The sequence below is a fragment of the Streptomyces sp. NPDC001093 genome, from assembly GCF_040298985.1.
GTDB lineage: Bacteria > Actinomycetota > Actinomycetes > Streptomycetales > Streptomycetaceae > Streptomyces.
In genome coordinates this window covers 17,198-33,748 of record NZ_JBEPBF010000010.1, presented here as the reverse complement: position 1 = coordinate 33,748, position 16,551 = coordinate 17,198, and the positions used below count along the sequence as shown (strand labels likewise).

Annotated in this window: 16 protein-coding genes; 11 read left to right on the top strand and 5 right to left on the bottom strand. The window is 71.7% G+C overall.

All coding sequences use genetic code 11. From position 1 onward, the window contains the following. The first annotated feature begins 51 nt into the window (after window positions 1–51). The 3 genes from ABT288_RS07690 to ABT288_RS07680 all read left to right on the top strand — a co-directional run bounded on the left by ABT288_RS07690 (window position 52) and on the right by ABT288_RS07680 (window position 3,356). Window positions 52–333 carry a hypothetical protein gene (locus tag ABT288_RS07690; RefSeq protein WP_351603837.1) on the top strand — a complete coding sequence of 94 codons (282 nt, stop codon included), beginning with the start codon at window positions 52–54 and terminating at the stop codon, window positions 331–333. Window positions 334–560: 227 nt separating this feature from the next. Further along, a complete protein-coding gene (locus tag ABT288_RS07685) occupies window positions 561–2,309 on the top strand; it encodes a carbohydrate binding domain-containing protein (protein ID WP_351603835.1) in 1,749 nt (582 codons plus the stop codon). A 165-nt stretch (window positions 2,310–2,474) separates the two neighbouring features. Beyond that, entirely contained in the window at window positions 2,475–3,356 is an 882-nt protein-coding gene (locus ABT288_RS07680) for a DMT family transporter (RefSeq protein WP_351603833.1), read from the top strand. A 40-nt stretch (window positions 3,357–3,396) separates the two neighbouring features. Here ABT288_RS07680 and ABT288_RS07675 read toward each other — a convergent pair whose 3' ends face one another. Further along, a complete protein-coding gene (locus ABT288_RS07675) occupies window positions 3,397–4,011 on the bottom strand; it encodes a TetR/AcrR family transcriptional regulator (RefSeq protein ID WP_450857141.1) in 615 nt (204 codons plus the stop codon). Window positions 4,012–4,091: 80 nt separating this feature from the next. On the opposite strand from ABT288_RS07675, the gene ABT288_RS07670 reads away from it, so the two are divergent. Both ABT288_RS07670 and ABT288_RS07665 read left to right on the top strand, forming a co-directional pair. Beyond that, a complete protein-coding gene (locus ABT288_RS07670; RefSeq protein WP_351603831.1) occupies window positions 4,092–4,913 on the top strand; it encodes an SDR family oxidoreductase in 822 nt (273 codons plus the stop codon). 300 nt (window positions 4,914–5,213) lie between these two features. Then, the gene (locus tag ABT288_RS07665) at window positions 5,214–6,446 is read left to right on the top strand and encodes a polysaccharide deacetylase family protein (RefSeq protein ID WP_351603829.1); all 1,233 of its coding nucleotides are present in this window, start codon (window positions 5,214–5,216) and stop codon (window positions 6,444–6,446) included. Between the two features lie 181 nt (window positions 6,447–6,627). Here the strand turns inward: ABT288_RS07665 and ABT288_RS07660 are convergent, their stop codons facing one another. After that, entirely contained in the window at window positions 6,628–7,020 is a 393-nt protein-coding gene (locus ABT288_RS07660; protein WP_351603827.1) for a RidA family protein, read from the bottom strand. A 72-nt stretch (window positions 7,021–7,092) separates the two neighbouring features. Between ABT288_RS07660 and ABT288_RS07655 the strand changes: the two genes are divergently transcribed. Continuing rightward, complete coding sequence (locus ABT288_RS07655; RefSeq protein WP_351603825.1) at window positions 7,093–8,037, top strand: LysR family transcriptional regulator; 945 nt, start codon at window positions 7,093–7,095, stop codon at window positions 8,035–8,037. Window positions 8,038–8,195: 158 nt separating this feature from the next. Next, the gene (locus ABT288_RS07650) at window positions 8,196–10,169 is read left to right on the top strand and encodes a GTP-binding protein (RefSeq protein ID WP_351603823.1); all 1,974 of its coding nucleotides are present in this window, start codon (window positions 8,196–8,198) and stop codon (window positions 10,167–10,169) included. Between the two features lie 188 nt (window positions 10,170–10,357). Here the strand turns inward: ABT288_RS07650 and ABT288_RS07645 are convergent, their stop codons facing one another. Together ABT288_RS07645 and ABT288_RS07640 are read right to left on the bottom strand one after the other, a co-directional pair. Continuing rightward, the gene (locus ABT288_RS07645; protein WP_351603822.1) at window positions 10,358–11,233 is read right to left on the bottom strand and encodes an LLM class flavin-dependent oxidoreductase; all 876 of its coding nucleotides are present in this window, start codon (window positions 11,231–11,233) and stop codon (window positions 10,358–10,360) included. A 66-nt stretch (window positions 11,234–11,299) separates the two neighbouring features. Further along, window positions 11,300–12,319, bottom strand: a complete 1,020-nt coding sequence (locus tag ABT288_RS07640; RefSeq protein WP_351603821.1) for an aldo/keto reductase — start codon at window positions 12,317–12,319, stop codon at window positions 11,300–11,302. A 242-nt stretch (window positions 12,320–12,561) separates the two neighbouring features. Here ABT288_RS07640 and ABT288_RS07635 point away from each other — a divergent pair, with 242 nt between their 5' ends. The 3 genes from ABT288_RS07635 to ABT288_RS07625 all read left to right on the top strand — a co-directional run bounded on the left by ABT288_RS07635 (window position 12,562) and on the right by ABT288_RS07625 (window position 15,467). After that, the gene (locus ABT288_RS07635) at window positions 12,562–13,146 is read left to right on the top strand and encodes a TetR/AcrR family transcriptional regulator (protein WP_351603820.1); all 585 of its coding nucleotides are present in this window, start codon (window positions 12,562–12,564) and stop codon (window positions 13,144–13,146) included. A 58-nt stretch (window positions 13,147–13,204) separates the two neighbouring features. Beyond that, on the top strand, window positions 13,205–14,035 hold the full coding sequence (locus ABT288_RS07630) for a tetratricopeptide repeat protein (RefSeq protein WP_351603819.1): 831 nt from the start codon (window positions 13,205–13,207) through the stop codon (window positions 14,033–14,035). Window positions 14,036–14,171: 136 nt separating this feature from the next. Continuing rightward, a complete protein-coding gene (locus ABT288_RS07625) occupies window positions 14,172–15,467 on the top strand; it encodes an alpha/beta hydrolase family protein (RefSeq protein ID WP_351603817.1) in 1,296 nt (431 codons plus the stop codon). Between the two features lie 57 nt (window positions 15,468–15,524). Here the strand turns inward: ABT288_RS07625 and ABT288_RS07620 are convergent, their stop codons facing one another. Further along, window positions 15,525–15,848 (bottom strand): hypothetical protein, encoded by a 324-nt coding sequence (locus tag ABT288_RS07620; protein ID WP_351603815.1) that lies wholly within the window; start codon window positions 15,846–15,848, stop codon window positions 15,525–15,527. Window positions 15,849–16,255: 407 nt separating this feature from the next. On the opposite strand from ABT288_RS07620, the gene ABT288_RS07615 reads away from it, so the two are divergent. Next, window positions 16,256–16,531 carry a hypothetical protein gene (locus tag ABT288_RS07615; protein WP_351603813.1) on the top strand — a complete coding sequence of 92 codons (276 nt, stop codon included), beginning with the start codon at window positions 16,256–16,258 and terminating at the stop codon, window positions 16,529–16,531. The last annotated feature ends 20 nt before the right edge of the window (window positions 16,532–16,551 follow it).

Here is a 16,551-nt window from a genome sequence, read left to right as displayed (position 1 = left end):
CACCTGCGCGGTGCGGGGCTCGCCGCCCGGGATGATGGAAGCCTGCGCCCCATGCACACCCCACCGAGCATCAACAGTTACGTCGACCGGGTCACCGCGGGCCCCGGCGGGGCGATGACCGAGGAAGTCGGCGTCATCACCGGCGATCTGACCGTGGCCACCATCCTGCTGTCCGACGGCCACAGCGCGCGCGTCGCCATCCAGCACTCCGGCAGCGACACCTGGTACACCCTCGCCGGCAGCCCCGCCCCGGTGCCGGCCGGGCAACTCGCCGCCTACCACCGGGACCTGCTGGGCCGTATCCGCCGGGGAGGTGGCACCCGGGCCAACTGAGCGGCCACGGCGGAGGGCAGGACGGGCCGCGAGGCGGCCTGGTCACAAGCCGGGCCGCCTTCCCCGTACTGCGTCAACTTCCCCCGACATCAAGCGGTTTGGCTCTCTCATGAACGTGTAAAAGGCGACTCCCGCACCTTGACCGACGTTTGGTCCAGACCAATCATGGCCTAGACCAATAGCCCCGGCCGGGGCGCACCGCGTCGTTCGCCAACCGGGAGTACCCGATGACACGTCCGAGACCCGTACGCGCCCTGCTCGCGGGCCTGGCCACCCTGGCCGCCTCCGCGGGACTCGCCCTCGGGACAGGGGGCACCGCACATGCGGCGACCCCGCTGCCCACGCACGTCTTCGCGCCCTACTTCGAAGCCTACAACGGCGACAGCCCCGCCGCGCTGTCCCAGGCCTCCGGCGCCAAGTACCTGACCATGGCCTTCCTGCAGGCCGACACGAAGGGCTCCTGCACCCCGTACTGGAACGGCAACACCAGCACACCCGTCAACTCCTCGGTCTTCGGCGCCGACTTCACCACCATCCGCTCGCGCGGCGGCGACGTGATCCCGTCCCTCGGCGGCTACGCGGCGGACAACGGCGGCACCGAGATCGCCGACAGCTGCACGAACGTGGACTCCATCGCCGCCGCCTACGAGAAGATCATCACCACCTACGACGTCTCCCGGCTCGACATGGACGTCGAGGACAACTCGCTCACGAACACCGCCGGCATCGACCGCCGCAACCAGGCCATCAAGAAGGTCCAGGACTGGGCCGCCGCGAACGGCCGCTCGGTGCAGTTCTCCTACACCCTGCCGACCACGACGACCGGGCTCGCCGACAGCGGCCTCGCCGTGCTGCGCAGCGCGAAGAGCGCCGGCGCCAGGATCGACGTCGTCAACATCATGACGTTCGACTACTACGACGGCGCCACCCACCACATGGCGACCGACACCGAGACCGCCGCGAGCGGACTGCACGACCAACTGGCCCAGCTCTACCCGAACCTGCCGGACAGCCGGCTGTGGAACATGGTCGGCGTCACCGAGATGCCCGGCGTGGACGACTACGGCCCGGCGGAGACCTTCGCCACCGCCGACGCCCCCACGGTGTACGACTGGGCGGTCGCCAAGGGCATCAACACCCTCTCCTTCTGGGCCCTCCAGCGCGACAACGGCGGCTGCCCCGGCTCCGGCGCCTCCGACACCTGCTCCGGCATCGCCCAGGACACCTGGTACTTCACGCACACCTTCGCGCCCTTCAGCGGCGGTACGACGCCCCCGCCGGCGAACGACTTCTCCGTGTCCCTCTCCCCCGCCACCGCCTCGGTCGACCCCGGCGGCACCGCGACCGCGACGGTCAAGACCTCGGTGACCTCCGGCAGCGCGCAGACGGTCGCTCTGACGGTGAGCGGCGCGCCGGGCGGAGTGGCCGCCTCCCTCAGCCCGTCGTCGGTCACCGCGGGCGGCAGCTCCACGCTCACCGTGCAGACCGGTTCCGGTACGGCACCCGGCACCTACACCCTGACCGTCACCGGCACGGCGGGCTCGGCCCGGCACAGCTCCACGCTCACCCTGACGGTCAAGGGGTCCGGCGGCACCACGGTCCTCGGCAACGGTGACTTCGAGAGCGGCTCGCTCGCGCCGTGGACCTGTGACACCGGGGCCGCGGTCGTCTCCTCCCCCGTGCACGGCGGCTCCCATGCGCTGAAGACCGCGCCCTCCGCCTCCCGGACCGGCCAGTGCGCGCAGACCCTGACCCTGAAGCCCAACACCTCCTACACGCTGAGCGGCTGGGTGCAGGGCCCGTACGCCTACCTCGGCGTCAGCGGAGGCGCCACGGCCAGCACCTGGACCTCCTCCTCGTCGTGGTCGAAGCTCACGGTCCCGTTCACGACCGGTACCTCGGGCACGGTCACGGTGTACGTCCACGGCTGGTACGGCCAGGGCGCGGTCTACGCCGACGACCTCACCCTGGGCTGACCAACCGTTGCGACGGGCCCCGCTCGGCGATGCCCGGGCGGGGCCCGCTCATGTGATCGGCCTGCCGACAGCGGGGGGGCCGTCACCCGGCGTCCGGCCGCCGCCTTCCGTAGGCTGGAGAGACCGAAGCTCCTCCGGGAGGTCTCCCGAAGGCAGGAGACGGTCGTGATCGAACTGGCCGCGGCGTTCGCCGTCGCGGGCGCGGCGAGCAACGCCGTGGGCACCGCCTTCCAGCGCAAGGCCGCGTCGGCGAGCAGCCGCGGCGGGATCCGGCTGCTCGCCGAGCTGGTGCGCCGGCCCTTCTGGGTGGTGGGCATGTGCGGTGTGGTCTGCGCCGCGCTGTTCCAGAGCCTGGCCCTGGTCAACGGCCCGCTCTCGCTGGTCCAGCCGCTCTTCGTCCTGGAGCTGCCCTTCGCCCTGCTCGTCGCCGCCCCGCTGATGCACAGACGGCTGCCCCCCTCGGGCTGGTGGGGCGTCGGCGCCTGTGTCGCGGGGCTCGCGGTACTGCTGGTCGCCGCCGCCCCGCACGGCGCCGTCGACCACGCGCCGCTAACCCGCTGGATCCCGGCGCTGTGCCTGTGCGTCGGCGGGATGGCCGCGGCGGTTCTGCTGTCCGGCCGGGACCGCCCGCCGGCCCGGCGCGCCGCGCTGCTGGCCGCGGCCGCCGCCACGGGCAACGCGCTGACGGCCGCCCTGCTGAAGTCGGCCAGCGGCACCTTCGCCGACCACGGTTTCGCGGCGTTCCTGCGCTCCTGGCAGACGTACGGCTTCGCGCTCGCCGGTGTCGGGGCCGTGATCCTGCTGGAGAACGCCCTCCAGGCCGGTCCGCTGGCCGCGGCGCAGCCGGCGCTGACCATCGGCGACGCCGTGGTGAGTCTGACGCTCGGCATGACCCTGTTCGGGGAGCGGATCCGCACGGGCTGGTGGCTGCTCCCGGAGGCCGCGGGCACCCTGCTGATCGTCGGGGGCGTGCTGGTGCTCAGCCGGGCCGTCCAGCACATCGCCGTGGTGCCGGTCGCGGTGGAAGAACGGGATATGGCGACCTGAGCCGCATCCGGTGCCTGACCGATGCGCCGGCCGGCACCACCTACCGATCGGCGATCCCGTCGATCCACAGGTGGAGGCGTTCGCCCTGGGTGGCCATCAGGCCGGGGTCGCGCAGGGTGTTGGTGAGGACGGACATGCCCTGGTAGGCCGCGACGAGTTCGACGGCAAGGGCGGCGGCATCGTCCCGGCCCAGCTGGGCGAACTGCGACTCGACCCAGTCGAGCAGGGCCCGCATGACCTTCGCGGCGGCCTGGTCCAGACCGTCGTCACGCTTGTCGAGCTCGGTGGCGAGGGTGCCGAAGGGACAGCCGAAGCGGGCCGCGGTCTCGCGCTGGTCGACCCAGCCGGTGACGAGGGCCTTCAGCCGGGCGGCCGGATCCGAGAGGGCGTCCAACCGGGCCGTGAGCGCGTCCAGTTGCTCGCAGTGGGCGTCCACCGCGGCTTCGACCAGCTGGTCCTTGGTCTTGAAGTAGTAGTAGACGTTGCCGAGCGGCACCTCGGCCGTACGGGCGATGTCGCCGAGGGTGGTCTTCTCCACACCCTGCTCGTGGAAGACCTGGACGGCCGCCTTGACCAGGCGTTCACGTTTGCCGCCCCGGCCCGATCGGCTGGACCGCGCGGTTCGGGCCGCGGCGGCGGAATCTGAGTCAGTCACCTGACTGAGGATAGACAACGGCCGCGCCGCGGGCTATGGTCTCGACTTAGTCAGTCAACTAACTAAGTTGAGGAGTCGCCATGATCGCTGTCACGGGTGCCACGGGGAACGTCGGACGGACCCTGGTCGCGGAGTTGATCCGGGCCGGGGAGACGGTGACGGCCGTCGCCCGGCACATCGGCGTGGAGGACGTGCCGCCGGGAGTGCGGGCCGTCGCCGCCGATCTCGGGGAGCCGCAGAGCCTCACCCCCGCACTGGAGGGCGCCAAGGCACTGTTCCTCCTCGTGGCCGGAGAGGATCCGGCCGGCATCCTGCGCCGGGCCGCCGCGGCCGGGGTGGGGAAGGTGGTGCTGCTGTCCTCGCAGGGCGCGGGCACCCGGCCGGACACGTACGCGCACGCGGCACGCTTCGAGGCGGCGGTGGCCGAGTCAGGGCTGCCGTTCACCGTGCTGCGCCCGGGCGGGCTGGCCTCGAACGCGCTGGCCTGGGCCGAGCCGGTCCGCCGATACCGCATCGCGGCGGCGCCGTTCGCCGATGTGGCACTGCCGTTCGTCGATCCGGACGACGTCGCCGCGGTGGCGGCGGCCGTACTGCGCGAGGACGGACACGACGGCGTCACGTACACGCTGACCGGCCCGGAGCCCACCACTCCACGACAGCGTGCGGCGGCGATCGCCGCCGCGCTCGGAGAGCCGGTGACGTTCGTGGAGCAGAGCCGCGAGGACGCGCACGCGCAGATGGTGCGGTTCATGCCGCCCGCCGTCGCCGAGGGCACGCTCGCCGTCCTGGGCTCCCCCACCCCGGAGGAGCAGGCCGTCGGCGCCGATGTGGCGCGCCTGCTCGGCCGCCCCGCGGCCCCCTTCTCCGCCTGGGCGGCACGCAACGTGACAGCTTTCCGCTGATCGCTCCGCCCATGCGGTGATTCCGGCGAGCTCGACCCGTGAGCGGCGGAGACATGGCTGGACGGCACCGCCGAGTCGCCGAGTCACGACGTCTGGCCATGCTTCGGCAGCGCTCCGGCCGAGGCCCCGCAGGACCGCCGTATGGGTGACCTGAGCGACACCTGGTGGCTCCTTTGCGCGCCACACCGCACCCGATTAACCAGTTTGTATATTTATCTCCCCTATGGTGCGAGGAAACGGGAGTTTCGGCTGAGGGTGCGCACAACGCGTCGCGCCAGGGCGCGGGTTGGGATGGTGGCCATGAGCGGGATCAGCCGCCGGAGTGTGGCACGCCTCGGTCTCGGCGCGGGCGTCGGTGTGGCTGCCGTGTCGTTCGCCGCATGCGGTGGCGGGCGCGGATGGAGCGGCTCTCCCGGAAGCCCGGACGAGGAGAGGGTGTACCGGCCGATCGGGGACGGCTCGACGTCGTACACCGGCCGCCAGCCGCACCAGCCGGCGTCGCCCCTGGCCCTCGAACCGGGTCAGACGCCGCCGCAGTTCGTGGTGTTCTCCTGGGACGGCGCCGGGGAGCTGGGCACCGGCCTGTTCCCCCGCTTCCTGGAGCTCGCCCGCGCCCACGGCGCGCAGATGACCTTCTTCCTGTCCGGCCTCTACCTCCTGCCGGAGGACAGGAAACGGCTCTACGACCCCCCGAACAACCCGCTCGGCGCCTCGGACATCGGCTACCTCACCGACGGACACCTCAAGGCCACGCTGAAGTACGTCCGTCAGGCCTGGCTGGACGGCCACGAGATCGGCACCCACTTCAACGGCCACTTCTGCGCCGGCCCCGGATCGGTCGCCAACTGGACGTCCGCACAGTGGCGTTCCGAGATCGAGCAGGCGAGGTCCTTCGTCAGGTCGTGGCGTACGCACACCGGTTGGCACGACGAACCGTCGCTCCCCTTCGACTACGACAAGGAACTCGTGGGCGGCCGCACCCCCTGTCTGCTCGGGCAGGAGAACCTGCTGCCGGTCGCCCGTGAGCTCGGATGGCGTTACGACGCCTCCTCACCGGGCGGGCTGCAACGCTGGCCGCGGAGGCGGGGCGGCGTGTGGGACCTGCCGCTGCAGAGCATCCCCTTTCCCGGGCACACGTTCGAGGTGCTGTCCATGGACTACAACATGCTGGCGAACCAGTCCAAGACCACGACACGCGCGCCTTCCTACAACTACCCCTACTGGCGCGCCCAGGCGACACAGGCGTACCTGGCCGGGTTCCAGCGGGCGTACGAGACCAACCGGGCGCCGCTGTTCATCGGCAACCACTTCGAGCAGTGGAACGGCGGCATCTACATGGACGCGGCCGAGGAGGCGCTCCGGCAGATCGCCGGCCGGGAGGACGTGCGTCTGGTCTCCTTCCGGCAGTTCGTCGACTGGCTCGACGCCCAGGACCCCGAGATCCTCGTGAAGCTGCGCAGCCTCGAGGTCGGCGAGAAGCCGGAGGGCGGGTGGAGCGCGTTCCTGCGCCCCGAGAAGCCCGCACCTTCCTGACCTGGGTGACGTGGCACCACAGCCACAGGAAAACACGAGTGGCCCGCCTGCCGGACATATCGTCGTCGGGGTGAGCGGTTCGCTCGCCGGGCCGGCCGCGTCGCGCCGCGGCGTCCCGGAGGCCCGCAGGACCGGCCCCGGCCCGGGCCCGGTGTGAGGTCCTGGACGTGGCCGGCCCCGGCTACTGCCCCGCGTGGCGGCGGGCGTCCACCTCGATCTCGATCTTCATACGAGGGTCGGCGAGGCCGCACTCCAGCATGGTGGCGGCCGGGCGGACGGCGCCGAAGCAGCGGCGCAGTACCGGCCAGCAGGGCTCGAAGTCCGCGCGGTCCGGCAGCAGATAGCGCACCCGCACCACGTCGGCGAAGGTGCACTTCGCCTCGGTGAGCGCGGCCTCGATGTTGCGCAGGCACTGCTCGGCCTGCTCCACGACGTCGTCCGAGATCGTCATGGTGGTGTAGTCGAACCCGGTGGTCCCGGACACATGCACCCAGTCGCCGTCGACGACGGCACGGGCGTAACCGATCTGCTCCTCGAAGGCCGAGCCGCTGAGGATGGCGCGTCGCTCTGTCATGCCCGGAACGCTAGGTGACCTGTGCCGATACGTCTAATACGGATCTCGGGATGAGCTGATATCTCTGGGGATATGGACCGTCCCGAACTCCCGCTGCCGCAGCTGCACGCCTTCGTCGTGCTCGCCGAGGAACTGCACTTCGGCCGCGCCGCCGCCCGTCTGGGCATCGCCCAGCCGCCGTTGAGCCAGCAGATCCGCCGGCTGGAGGAGAGGGTCGGGTACGCGCTCTTCGACCGTGAGCCGGGGCGTGTGCGGCTCACCCCGGCCGGCGGTGCGCTGCTGCCGGCCGCCCGGCAGGCCCTGGCCGGGCTGGCCGACGGACTGGCCGCGGCGCGGGCCGTGGGCAGCGGCCGGTCCGGGCGGTTGCGGATCGGCTTCGCCGCCTCACTGGCCCTGACCGTCCTGCCGGGCCTGCTGCGCGACTTCCGCCGACGGTATCCCGACGCACATCTCGACATCCGCGAGATGACCACGGCTCCGCAGCTCGACGCCCTGTGCGACAGGACCATCGACATCGGCCTGCTCCGGGAACGCCCGGCCGATGTGTCCGAGCTCGGTTTCCGGACCGTACTCAGCGAGCCGTTCGTGGCCGTGCTGCCGGCCGCCCACCCACTGGCCGCCCAACGGACGGTACCGCTCGCGCAGTTGGCGGACGAGCCGTTCGTCCTGCTGCCGCGTGACGTAGGCCCACAGTTGTACGACCGGATCACCGGCCTGTGCGAGGCGGCGGGGTTCACGCCCCGGATCTCGCAGCACGCGGTGGAGTGGCAGACGGTGTGTGCCCTGGTGGAGACGGGGCTGGGGGTGTCCGTGGCGCCGGGGAGCATCCGGCGCATCCGGCTCAAGGGCGTGGCCTTCCGCCGGATCGTCCCCGGGGCGGCTCGGACGCGGGTCGCCGTCGCATGGCGCGTGGACGACCGCAATCCCCTGATCGCCCCGCTGCTGGAGACGATCGACGGCAACCCGCGCCCCGGGCACGGCCGCGTTCCGTCACCGCTCCGGCGTCACGGTCGGTGAGTGTCCCGTCGGGCCGGGCCGAAATTCCCTCGCCGCCCGATGTCCGATGTGTCAGGCTTGCAGAAGCAGTCCCCTGTGACGAAGGAGCCGACCGATGCGCCGACTGTTCATGTCCCACACGAAAGGAATGACCATCAACCTGAAGGACATGACACTCTGTGCGCACCACCTCTCGCACCCTGAACCTGGGGATCCTGGCACATGTCGACGCCGGTAAGACGAGCCTGACCGAGCGGCTGCTGTACGCGGCCGGGGTCATCGACGAGATCGGCAGCGTCGACGCGGGCAGCACCCGGACCGACAGCCTGGAGCTGGAACGCCGTCGTGGCATCACCATCAAGACGGCGGTCGCCAACTTCGTGCTCGGCAGCGGAGCTTCGGCCGTCTCGGTGAACCTGGTCGACACCCCTGGGCACCCGGACTTCATCGCCGAGGTCGAACGCGTCCTCGGTGTCCTGGACGGCGCGGTGCTCGTCGTCTCCGCCGTGGAGGGTGTGCAGCCGCAGACCCGCGTGCTGATGCGGACACTGAAGCGGCTCGGCATCCCCACACTGCTGTTCATCAACAAGGCCGACCGGCGCGGCGCCGACGACGGCCGCGTTCTGCGCGAGATCGAGGGCAGGCTCGCCGTACCCGTGATCCCCATGGGGCGGATCGTCGGCGACATCGGCACAGCCGAGGCACGGGCCGAACCCTTCACTCCGGAGGACACCACCTTCACCCAGCGCCTCCTGGACGCGCTCACCCTCCACGACGACACCCTGCTCGGCGCATACGTCACTAACGCGCGCTCCGTCACGTACGAGCGGCTGCGTGCCGTGCTCGCCGCGCAGACCCGCGCTGGGCAGATCCATCCGGTCTATGTCGGCTCGGCGATCACGGGCACGGGAATCGCCGACCTCATCGAGGGCGTGAGGGAATTCCTGCCCGCCGGGTGCGGCGATGCCGAAGGTCCGCTGTCGGGGCGGGTGTTCAAGGTGGAACGCGGCGCGAGCGGCGAGAAGATCGCGTACGCCCGGCTGTTCTCCGGCGAACTCAGGGCCCGCGAGCGCGTCCCGGTCGCGGCGCGCGAGGGCAGGGTCACGGACCTGGCCGTCTTCGACCGGGGTGCGGTGGAGCGCCGGGTGTCGGTACGAGCCGGTCAGATCGCGATGCTGCGCGGTCTCGCCGACGTCCGGATCGGGGACGAGATCGGGCGGGAGCCGGACGACCGCCCGTACCAGCACGTCTTCGCACCGCCTTCGCTGGAGACGGTCGTGGTGCCCGCCGATCCGGGCGACAAGGGCACCCTGCACCTCGCCCTGACCCAACTCGCCGAGCAGGACCCGCTGATCGGGCTGCGCCGGGACCCGGAGGGCCAGGATCTGTCCGTCTCCCTGTACGGCGAGGTGCAGAAGGAGGTCCTCGCCACCACTCTGGCCGAGGAGTACGGGCTCGCGGTCGCGTTCCGGGAGACCACCCCGATCTGCGTGGAGCGTGTCACCGGGACCGGAGCGGCGTACGAGATCCTCGACCACGACGGGAACCCGTTCCTGGCCACCGTGGGGCTGCGTGTGGAGCCGGGCGACGTCGACGGCGGGGTCGTCTTCCGCCGGGAAGTCGAGCTCGGCTCGCTCCCGCTGGGCTACATGCGCGCCGTGGAGGAGACGGTCCACACCACGCTGCGGCAGGGGCTGTACGGCTGGCAGGTGCCCGACTGCGTCGTGACGATGACCCACTCGGGCTTCTGCAGCATCCGCAGCACCGCCGGCGCGTTCCGCGGCCTGACCCCGCTGGTCCTCATGACGGCGCTGCGCCGGGCCGGGACAGTCGTACACGAGCCCATGCACCGCTTCCGCCTGGAGTTCCCGCAGGACGCCCACGCGTCCGTGGCACTGGCCCTGGCCCGCCGCCGGGCCCTCGCCGACCCGCCCGTGGCGCTCGGGGACGCGTACGTCGTCGCGGGCCATGTGCCCGCGGACCAGGTGCACGGTCTGGAGGCCGAGTTGCCCGAACTCACCGGCGGCGAGGGCGTCCTGGAGACGGCCTTCGACCACCACCGTCCGGCCACGGCTCCGCGAACCCGCAGGCGCACCGACCACAACCCCCTGCACCGCGAGGAATACCTGCTGCACGCGCATCGGAGGGTGTGATGCGCCGGGGCCTGGCGCGGACGTCCGGGGAGGCGGGACCTGGAAGTGGTTCCGAGGGGGCGGGGCGGTCGGATTCGAACCGACGTCCTCCGAGATGATGTCGCGGCGCACTACCTCTGTGCTACGACCCCGCCTTGCCGGTGATCATACGCCCGCCGGGCCGGCAGGCGCCGCCGGGCCGTCTCGGCTCACGCCGACGGGCCGGCGAGCTCGTCGGCGACCCACTGGGCGACCCCGTCGGGGTACGGCGACGGCAGTCCGAGCACGAGGTGCCGGAAACCGGCGTCGATCGCCTCGCCGATCGCCTCCCGGGTGCTGCCGGGCCGGTCGTACGACACGGGCAGGTGGATCGAGCGGGTGACCGAGGCGGGGTCACGGCCGATCTCGGCGCAGTAGCGGTCCAGGAGCCGGCTGCGGGCGACGACGTCAACGATGTCGCCGCCGGGGATGTTCCACAGGTCGGCGTGCTCGGCGACCACGCGCAGCGTCGCGGACGAGCGGCCGCCGATGAGGATCGGCGGGTGGGGGCGCTGGACGGGTTTGGGGTTGCCGAAGGCTCCGGTGAGACGGTGGTGGGTGCCGTGGAAGTCGAAGGGCTGGGCCTCCGTCCACAACCGCCGGATCACCGTGCAGGCTTCGGCGAGGCTCGCCACGGCGTGCGCGGAGTCGTGGAAGGGCAGGCCGTGTGCCTCGTACTCGCGCCGGGCCAGGGGATGGCCGGGCCGGGAGCCGACGCCGATGCCGAAGTCGAGCCGTCCGCCGGAGACGATGTCGACGGTTGTCGCGATCTTGGCGAGCATCGCGGGCGGCCGGAACCGGTTACTGGTCACGAGCACGCCGATGCGCAGGCGCCGAGTGTGGGCGGCGAGGGCCGAGAGCAGTGTCCAGCCCTCGTACGTCGGGCCGTCGGGGTCGCCGAAGATCGGCATGAGGTGATCGAACAACCAGGCGTGCTCGATCTCCGGGATCGCGTCCGCCTCGCGCCAGACCCGCAGAACGTCGTGGTAGTCGACCTGCGAGGGGGCGGTCATGATGCCGAAGCGAGGCCGGGATGTGTGCGGCATGAGCTGGTGGTCCTTTCGGCACGCGCTAGTTGGTGGGCCGGGGCAGGCCCGTGGCGGACACGGCGGTCACCGGCGCCGAAGTGCCGGGTCGAGCAGCGCGGGCGGGGTGTCGTGTTTCTCCTCGGGGGCAAGGTCGAGACCGGGCTCCACGATCGCGTCGATGGCGTCGAGTACGTCGGCGGACAGCACGGTGTCGGCGGCCGCGAGTTGCGCGTGCAGGTGGTCCGGCGTGCGGGGGCCGATGAGCGCGCTGGTCACCGCGGGATGGGCGGTCACGAAACCGAGCGCGAGCTGGATCAGCGTGAGACCGGCCTCGTCGGCGACCCGGGCCAGCCGCTCGACGGCTTCGAGCCTGGACCGGTTGGCGGGGACGCCGATGTCGAAGCGTTGCGGCATGAGCGCCGAGCGGTTGGTGGTGATGTCCCGGCCCGCGCGGACCGCGCCCGACAGCCAGCCCGAGGCCAGCGGGCTCCACACCAGCACACCGAGCCCGTACTCCTCGGCCACGGGCAGCACATGGCTCTCGATCCCGCGCTGCAAGACGGAATAGCTGGGCTGTTCGGTGACGTAACGGCTCAGGTGGTGTTCGCGGGCGGCCCACTGGGCCTGGACGATGCGGTGCGCCGGGAAGGTCGAGGAGCCGAAGTAGCGTATTTTTCCCGCGCGTTGCAGGTCGGTCAGCGCCGACAGGGTCTCCTCGTCGCTGGTGTCCGGGTCCCACCGGTGGATCTGGTAGAGGTCGACGTGGTCGACACCGAGTCGGCGCAGGCTGTTGTCCAGCGCGGTGACCAGCCAACGGCGCGAACCGCCCCGGTGGTTGCGTTCGTCGCCCATGGGCAGGGCGGCCTTCGTCGCCAGCACGATGTCGTCACGGCGGCCCGCTACGGCCTTGCCGACCATCTCCTCCGACTCACCGTCGCCGTAGATGTCGGCGGTGTCGATGAGGTTGATACCGCCCTCGAGAGCGGCGTCGACGAGGGCGGTGGCGTCGTCCTGGGTGGTGCGTCCGATCCTGCCGAAGTTCATCGCGCCGAGCGCGAGGGAGCTGACCTGCACGCCGGTGCGGCCCAAGGTGCGGTACTGCATGAGCTGTCTCCTCACTGCGAGGGGGAAGCGTCGTGGAAACCGATGACGAGAAGGGGTGTGTCGCGGAACCGATCAGGGAGCGGCAGCGGGAACGTCGCGGCTGCGGCACAGCCGGCCATGGCGGGCCCGCCTTGGCCGTCGGCCGACGCTCTGACACCATAAGTAAGCGGAACGTCGTTCCGGTAATGACAATACGGAACACTGTTCCGTTTAGCAAGCACGGCTGTGAAGGGAGCGGCGCTGTGACCGACCGCGACGAGAGGACGGGGCACGCTGCCCGGTCCGGGAGGAGCGACGCCCGGCGCAACAAGGAGACGCTGCTCGACGCGGCCGCGGCGGTCTTCGTCACGTCGGGTGTGGAAGCGCCGGTACGGGACATCGCGGCCCGGGCCGGGGTCGGGGTGGGAACGATCTACCGCCACTTCCCGACGCGTGCGGACCTCATCATCGCCGTCTACCGGCACCAAGTGGAGAGCCTGGCCGAGGCCGGTCCGACGCTGCTGGAGACAAGCGCCACCGCCCATGCCGCACTCGGGCAGTGGATCGGTCTCTTCGTCGATTTCCTGGTCACCAAGCATGGCCTCGCCGCCGTACTGAAGCCCGACAACGCCGGTTTCGACCCGCTGCACGCCTACTTCCTCGACCGGCTCGTCCCCGTCTGTACCGAGTTGCTGCAAGCTGCGGCCGCCGCCGGCGAGATCCGCTCCGACCTGCAGGCCTACGAGCTCATGCGGGGTGTCGGGAACCTCTGCATCGGCGCGGAGAGCGATCCCCGGTACGACGCGCGCCGGCTGGTGGGGCTCCTGGTCCAAGGCCTGCGCGCCTGACCCGTCGAGCGACCCGCCACCCTCACGACCGTGTGTGCGGCATCCGTATGCTCCCGGCATGAAGTTCTTCCGGTCGCGTGGCCGAAACGATGCGGGAACGACCGCGGCATCACCGCTGGCCCAGGCCATGAGCCTGTACATGAACGGGCGTTACGCCGAGGCGGAGGCCGAGGCCCGCGCCGTGGCCGAGGCCCGGTCGGCGCTGCGCCTCGATTCCCACGCACTGCTGGCCCTGAGCGTCGCCGCGCTCGCGATGTGCGCCCAGGGCCGCCATGCCGAGGCACTTGCCGCCTACGACGAACTGCTCCCGGTGTTCGGCAGGACGTTCGGCGCCGAACATCCGCAGACGCTCAAACTCCGCTCGGACCGCGCGCAGACGCTGGTCGGAATCGACCGGTATGCCGAATGCGAGGCGGAATGCGCGGCCGTCGCCCGGATCGCCGACCGTGGTGCGGGGTCGCTGATGCACTACACAGCGGGAGCCGCCCGCAACGGACTGATCTTCGCCCTCAACAAGCAGGGCCGACACGAGGAGGCCGAGGCGCTCGCCCGCGGGACTCTCGCCGCCCATCCCGCACCGAGCCGGCTGACCCTGGTGCTGCAACTCGGCCTGACCCGCGCCCTCAACGGTCAGGGCCGCCACGCAGAGGCTCTTGCCGAGGCCGATCGCGCCGAGGCAGTGCGCCGGAAAACGCCCGAGGACCTCTCCCGCGCGGAGACCGGAGCCGTCGAACTGGCCGTCGCCACCGCCCTTTTGGGGCTGGGCCGCGCCGCCGAGGCCCGTACTCGAACCATGGCCGCCCACGACGCCTGCCGAGCCGCGTTCGGCCCGGACCATCACCGCACCGTCGAGGCCCAGGCGCTGCTCGACCGAATCGACGGCACGTGAGAGGGCTGCAACCACGTGAGCGGCGTGCAACGCCCGTCGGGGGCGGCCCTCGCGCAGCCCCTACGGACAACCCTGAGGGCCAAGATGGGGGACTGCCCCTGATGTGCGGGGAGCGACCTGTCGTCAGGCTTGATCCATGACGAAGCGTCTCCCGACAGCCCCTCGCGGGGGCACCCGACGACGAGCACGTGCCGCCTGCGCCGCCGCCGCGCTCTTGACACTGACCGCCGCTCTGCCCGCCGCCGCGGCCACCCGCGCCGCCCCGGCGCCCGCCGCTCCGAGCCCGTCGTCCGCTCGCCCCCTCTCCCTGCCCGCCCCGAGCGGCCGGTTCCGGGTCGGGGAGGTGGACCTGCATCTGGTGGACCGGTCACGGCCCGATCCCTGGCACTCCGGCCAGGGCCGCCGCGAGCTGATGGTCAGCGTGTACTACCCCACGACCCACACGGCCGGCCGTCCGGCGGCCCCGTACATGCTGCCTGCGGCAGCCGCCCACTTCGACGACGTCACGGCGAACGACTACCTCGGGCTGCACATTCCGCCCGGCCGGGCGGACTGGGCCCGCACCGCCACCCACGTGACCCGGGGCACTCCCGTGGCCGCCGGGCACGGTGGGCGGCTTCCGGTCGTCCTCTATTCCCCGGGACTGGGTGAACCCCGCACCTGGGGCACGGTGTTGGCGGCCGATCTGGCCGGCCGCGGCTATGCCGTCGTCACCGTCGACAACACCTACGAGTCGCCGGAGGTCCAGTTCCCGGACGGCTCACTGGCCACCATGCCGCCGCCGCCCTCGACTCGTGACGCGGCCGACGCATACGTGCGCAAGGCACTGGCCGTCCGCGTCACCGACACCGGCTTCGTCCTGGACCAGCTCAAGGCGCTGACCAGGGGCCGGAATCCCGACGCCGACGCACAGCCGCTGCCTCACGGCCTGGCCGGGGCGCTGGATCCGGCCCGGGTGGGCATGTTCGGCCATTCGATGGGCGGTACCGCCGCCGCGCTGGCGATGGACGCCGACCACCGGATCTCGGCGGGTATCGACATGGACGGCAACCTGACCTATCTCGACGGTTCGCTCATGCCCGTCGCCCGGCACGGCCTCGGCCGGCCCTTCCTGCTCCTGGGCAAGGACGGCGACACGGACACCGGCCCCGGCTGGCAGTCGTTCCGCGCCCACACCCCCGGGTGGAATCGTCAGCTCACTTTGCGCGGCTCTGCGCATGGCTCGTTCACCGATGCGGAGGCGCTCGTGCCGCAGCTGCATCTGCGGCCCTGCGATCGTGCCGACGACCTCGGCACCATCGCCCCGGCCACCGCGATACGCACCAACGAGGCCTATGTCTCCGCCTACTTCGATCACTGGCTGCGCGGCGGCAGCGGCCGCCTCCTCGAGGGACCGTCACCGGAGTACCCGGACATGGTGTTCGTGAAGTGACCGCGGCGTCTCCGAGAAGAGTGAGCGTGAGGGGCACAGGTTGAGAGGAGGGAAGCCTCACCGGGACTGGCAGGAGGGAGCGGCGTAACGCGCGAGCTGGTCCTTGATCCACGGGTCGAACACCGCCAGGCGGTGCCTGGCGGCGGGGTCGAACATCGCCAGCTGGCCGGCGACCCACGGGTCCATGCACTCGAGACCGCGCCGGTGGTGCTCGGCGTGGCCGACGGGCACCCCCATGGCGCCGGGGGCCGTGTGTCCGGTCGCCCCGGGAGCCGCAATCCCGCCGGCGGCGGCCACGGGACTGCCGTCCGCGAGGAGCGCGCCCGCGGCCATCGCGGTGACAGCGCCGGCCGCACCCGCGTTCCGTATCAGCTTCATCATCGCCTTCTCCTTCCGGTAGGGCCGATGCCGGCAGAGCCGAAGACCGTCCGTCCCTGGCCGGTAGGGGCGTCTACCCAGGAGCTCGCGCCCCATTCGTCCCCCGGGCCCGTGCCCGCAACGCGGCCGGGGTCTCGCCGGTGCGCCGCCGCGGAAGCACCTGGTGAACACGGTGGCGTCGGGAAAGCCGAGGCGGTCACCGACGGCCGCGGCCGGCAGGTCTGCGTGACACGGCAGCCGCCGCGCCTCCAGCAGGACCCGGTCGTCGATGAAGGACCTTTGCTCCGGCACAGGCCGCCGAGCGGGTGGGCGCAGCCCTCGACACGGTGGGTCCGGGCAAAGCCAAGCTCGGCAGCGCGGGTGCCGGACGACATCGATCCGGATGTCCCGCGGCAGTCGGCAAACCGTCGGTGCTCGCTGTGGAGTACCTGGAGTACGGGTTCGGCGTCCGGGGCCGCCGGGTCCGCGTCCGTCGGGGTCAGGGGGACCGCCAGACGCACTGGCCGACCCGCGCGGCCTCCGCCGTCGCGGGCGCGCTGTCTGTACACGTGGCGCACCAGCGAATCCGCCCGGCGCACCGGGCGTCCGGACTGTCCCCAGGCTTCCGGCTGACCGCGGCCGACCTCGCGAACGCCGACGAGGTGCCGGACCGTACACCCACTGCGCTCGGCGACCTGACCGGGTGACAGGAGGCAGGTACCGGGGG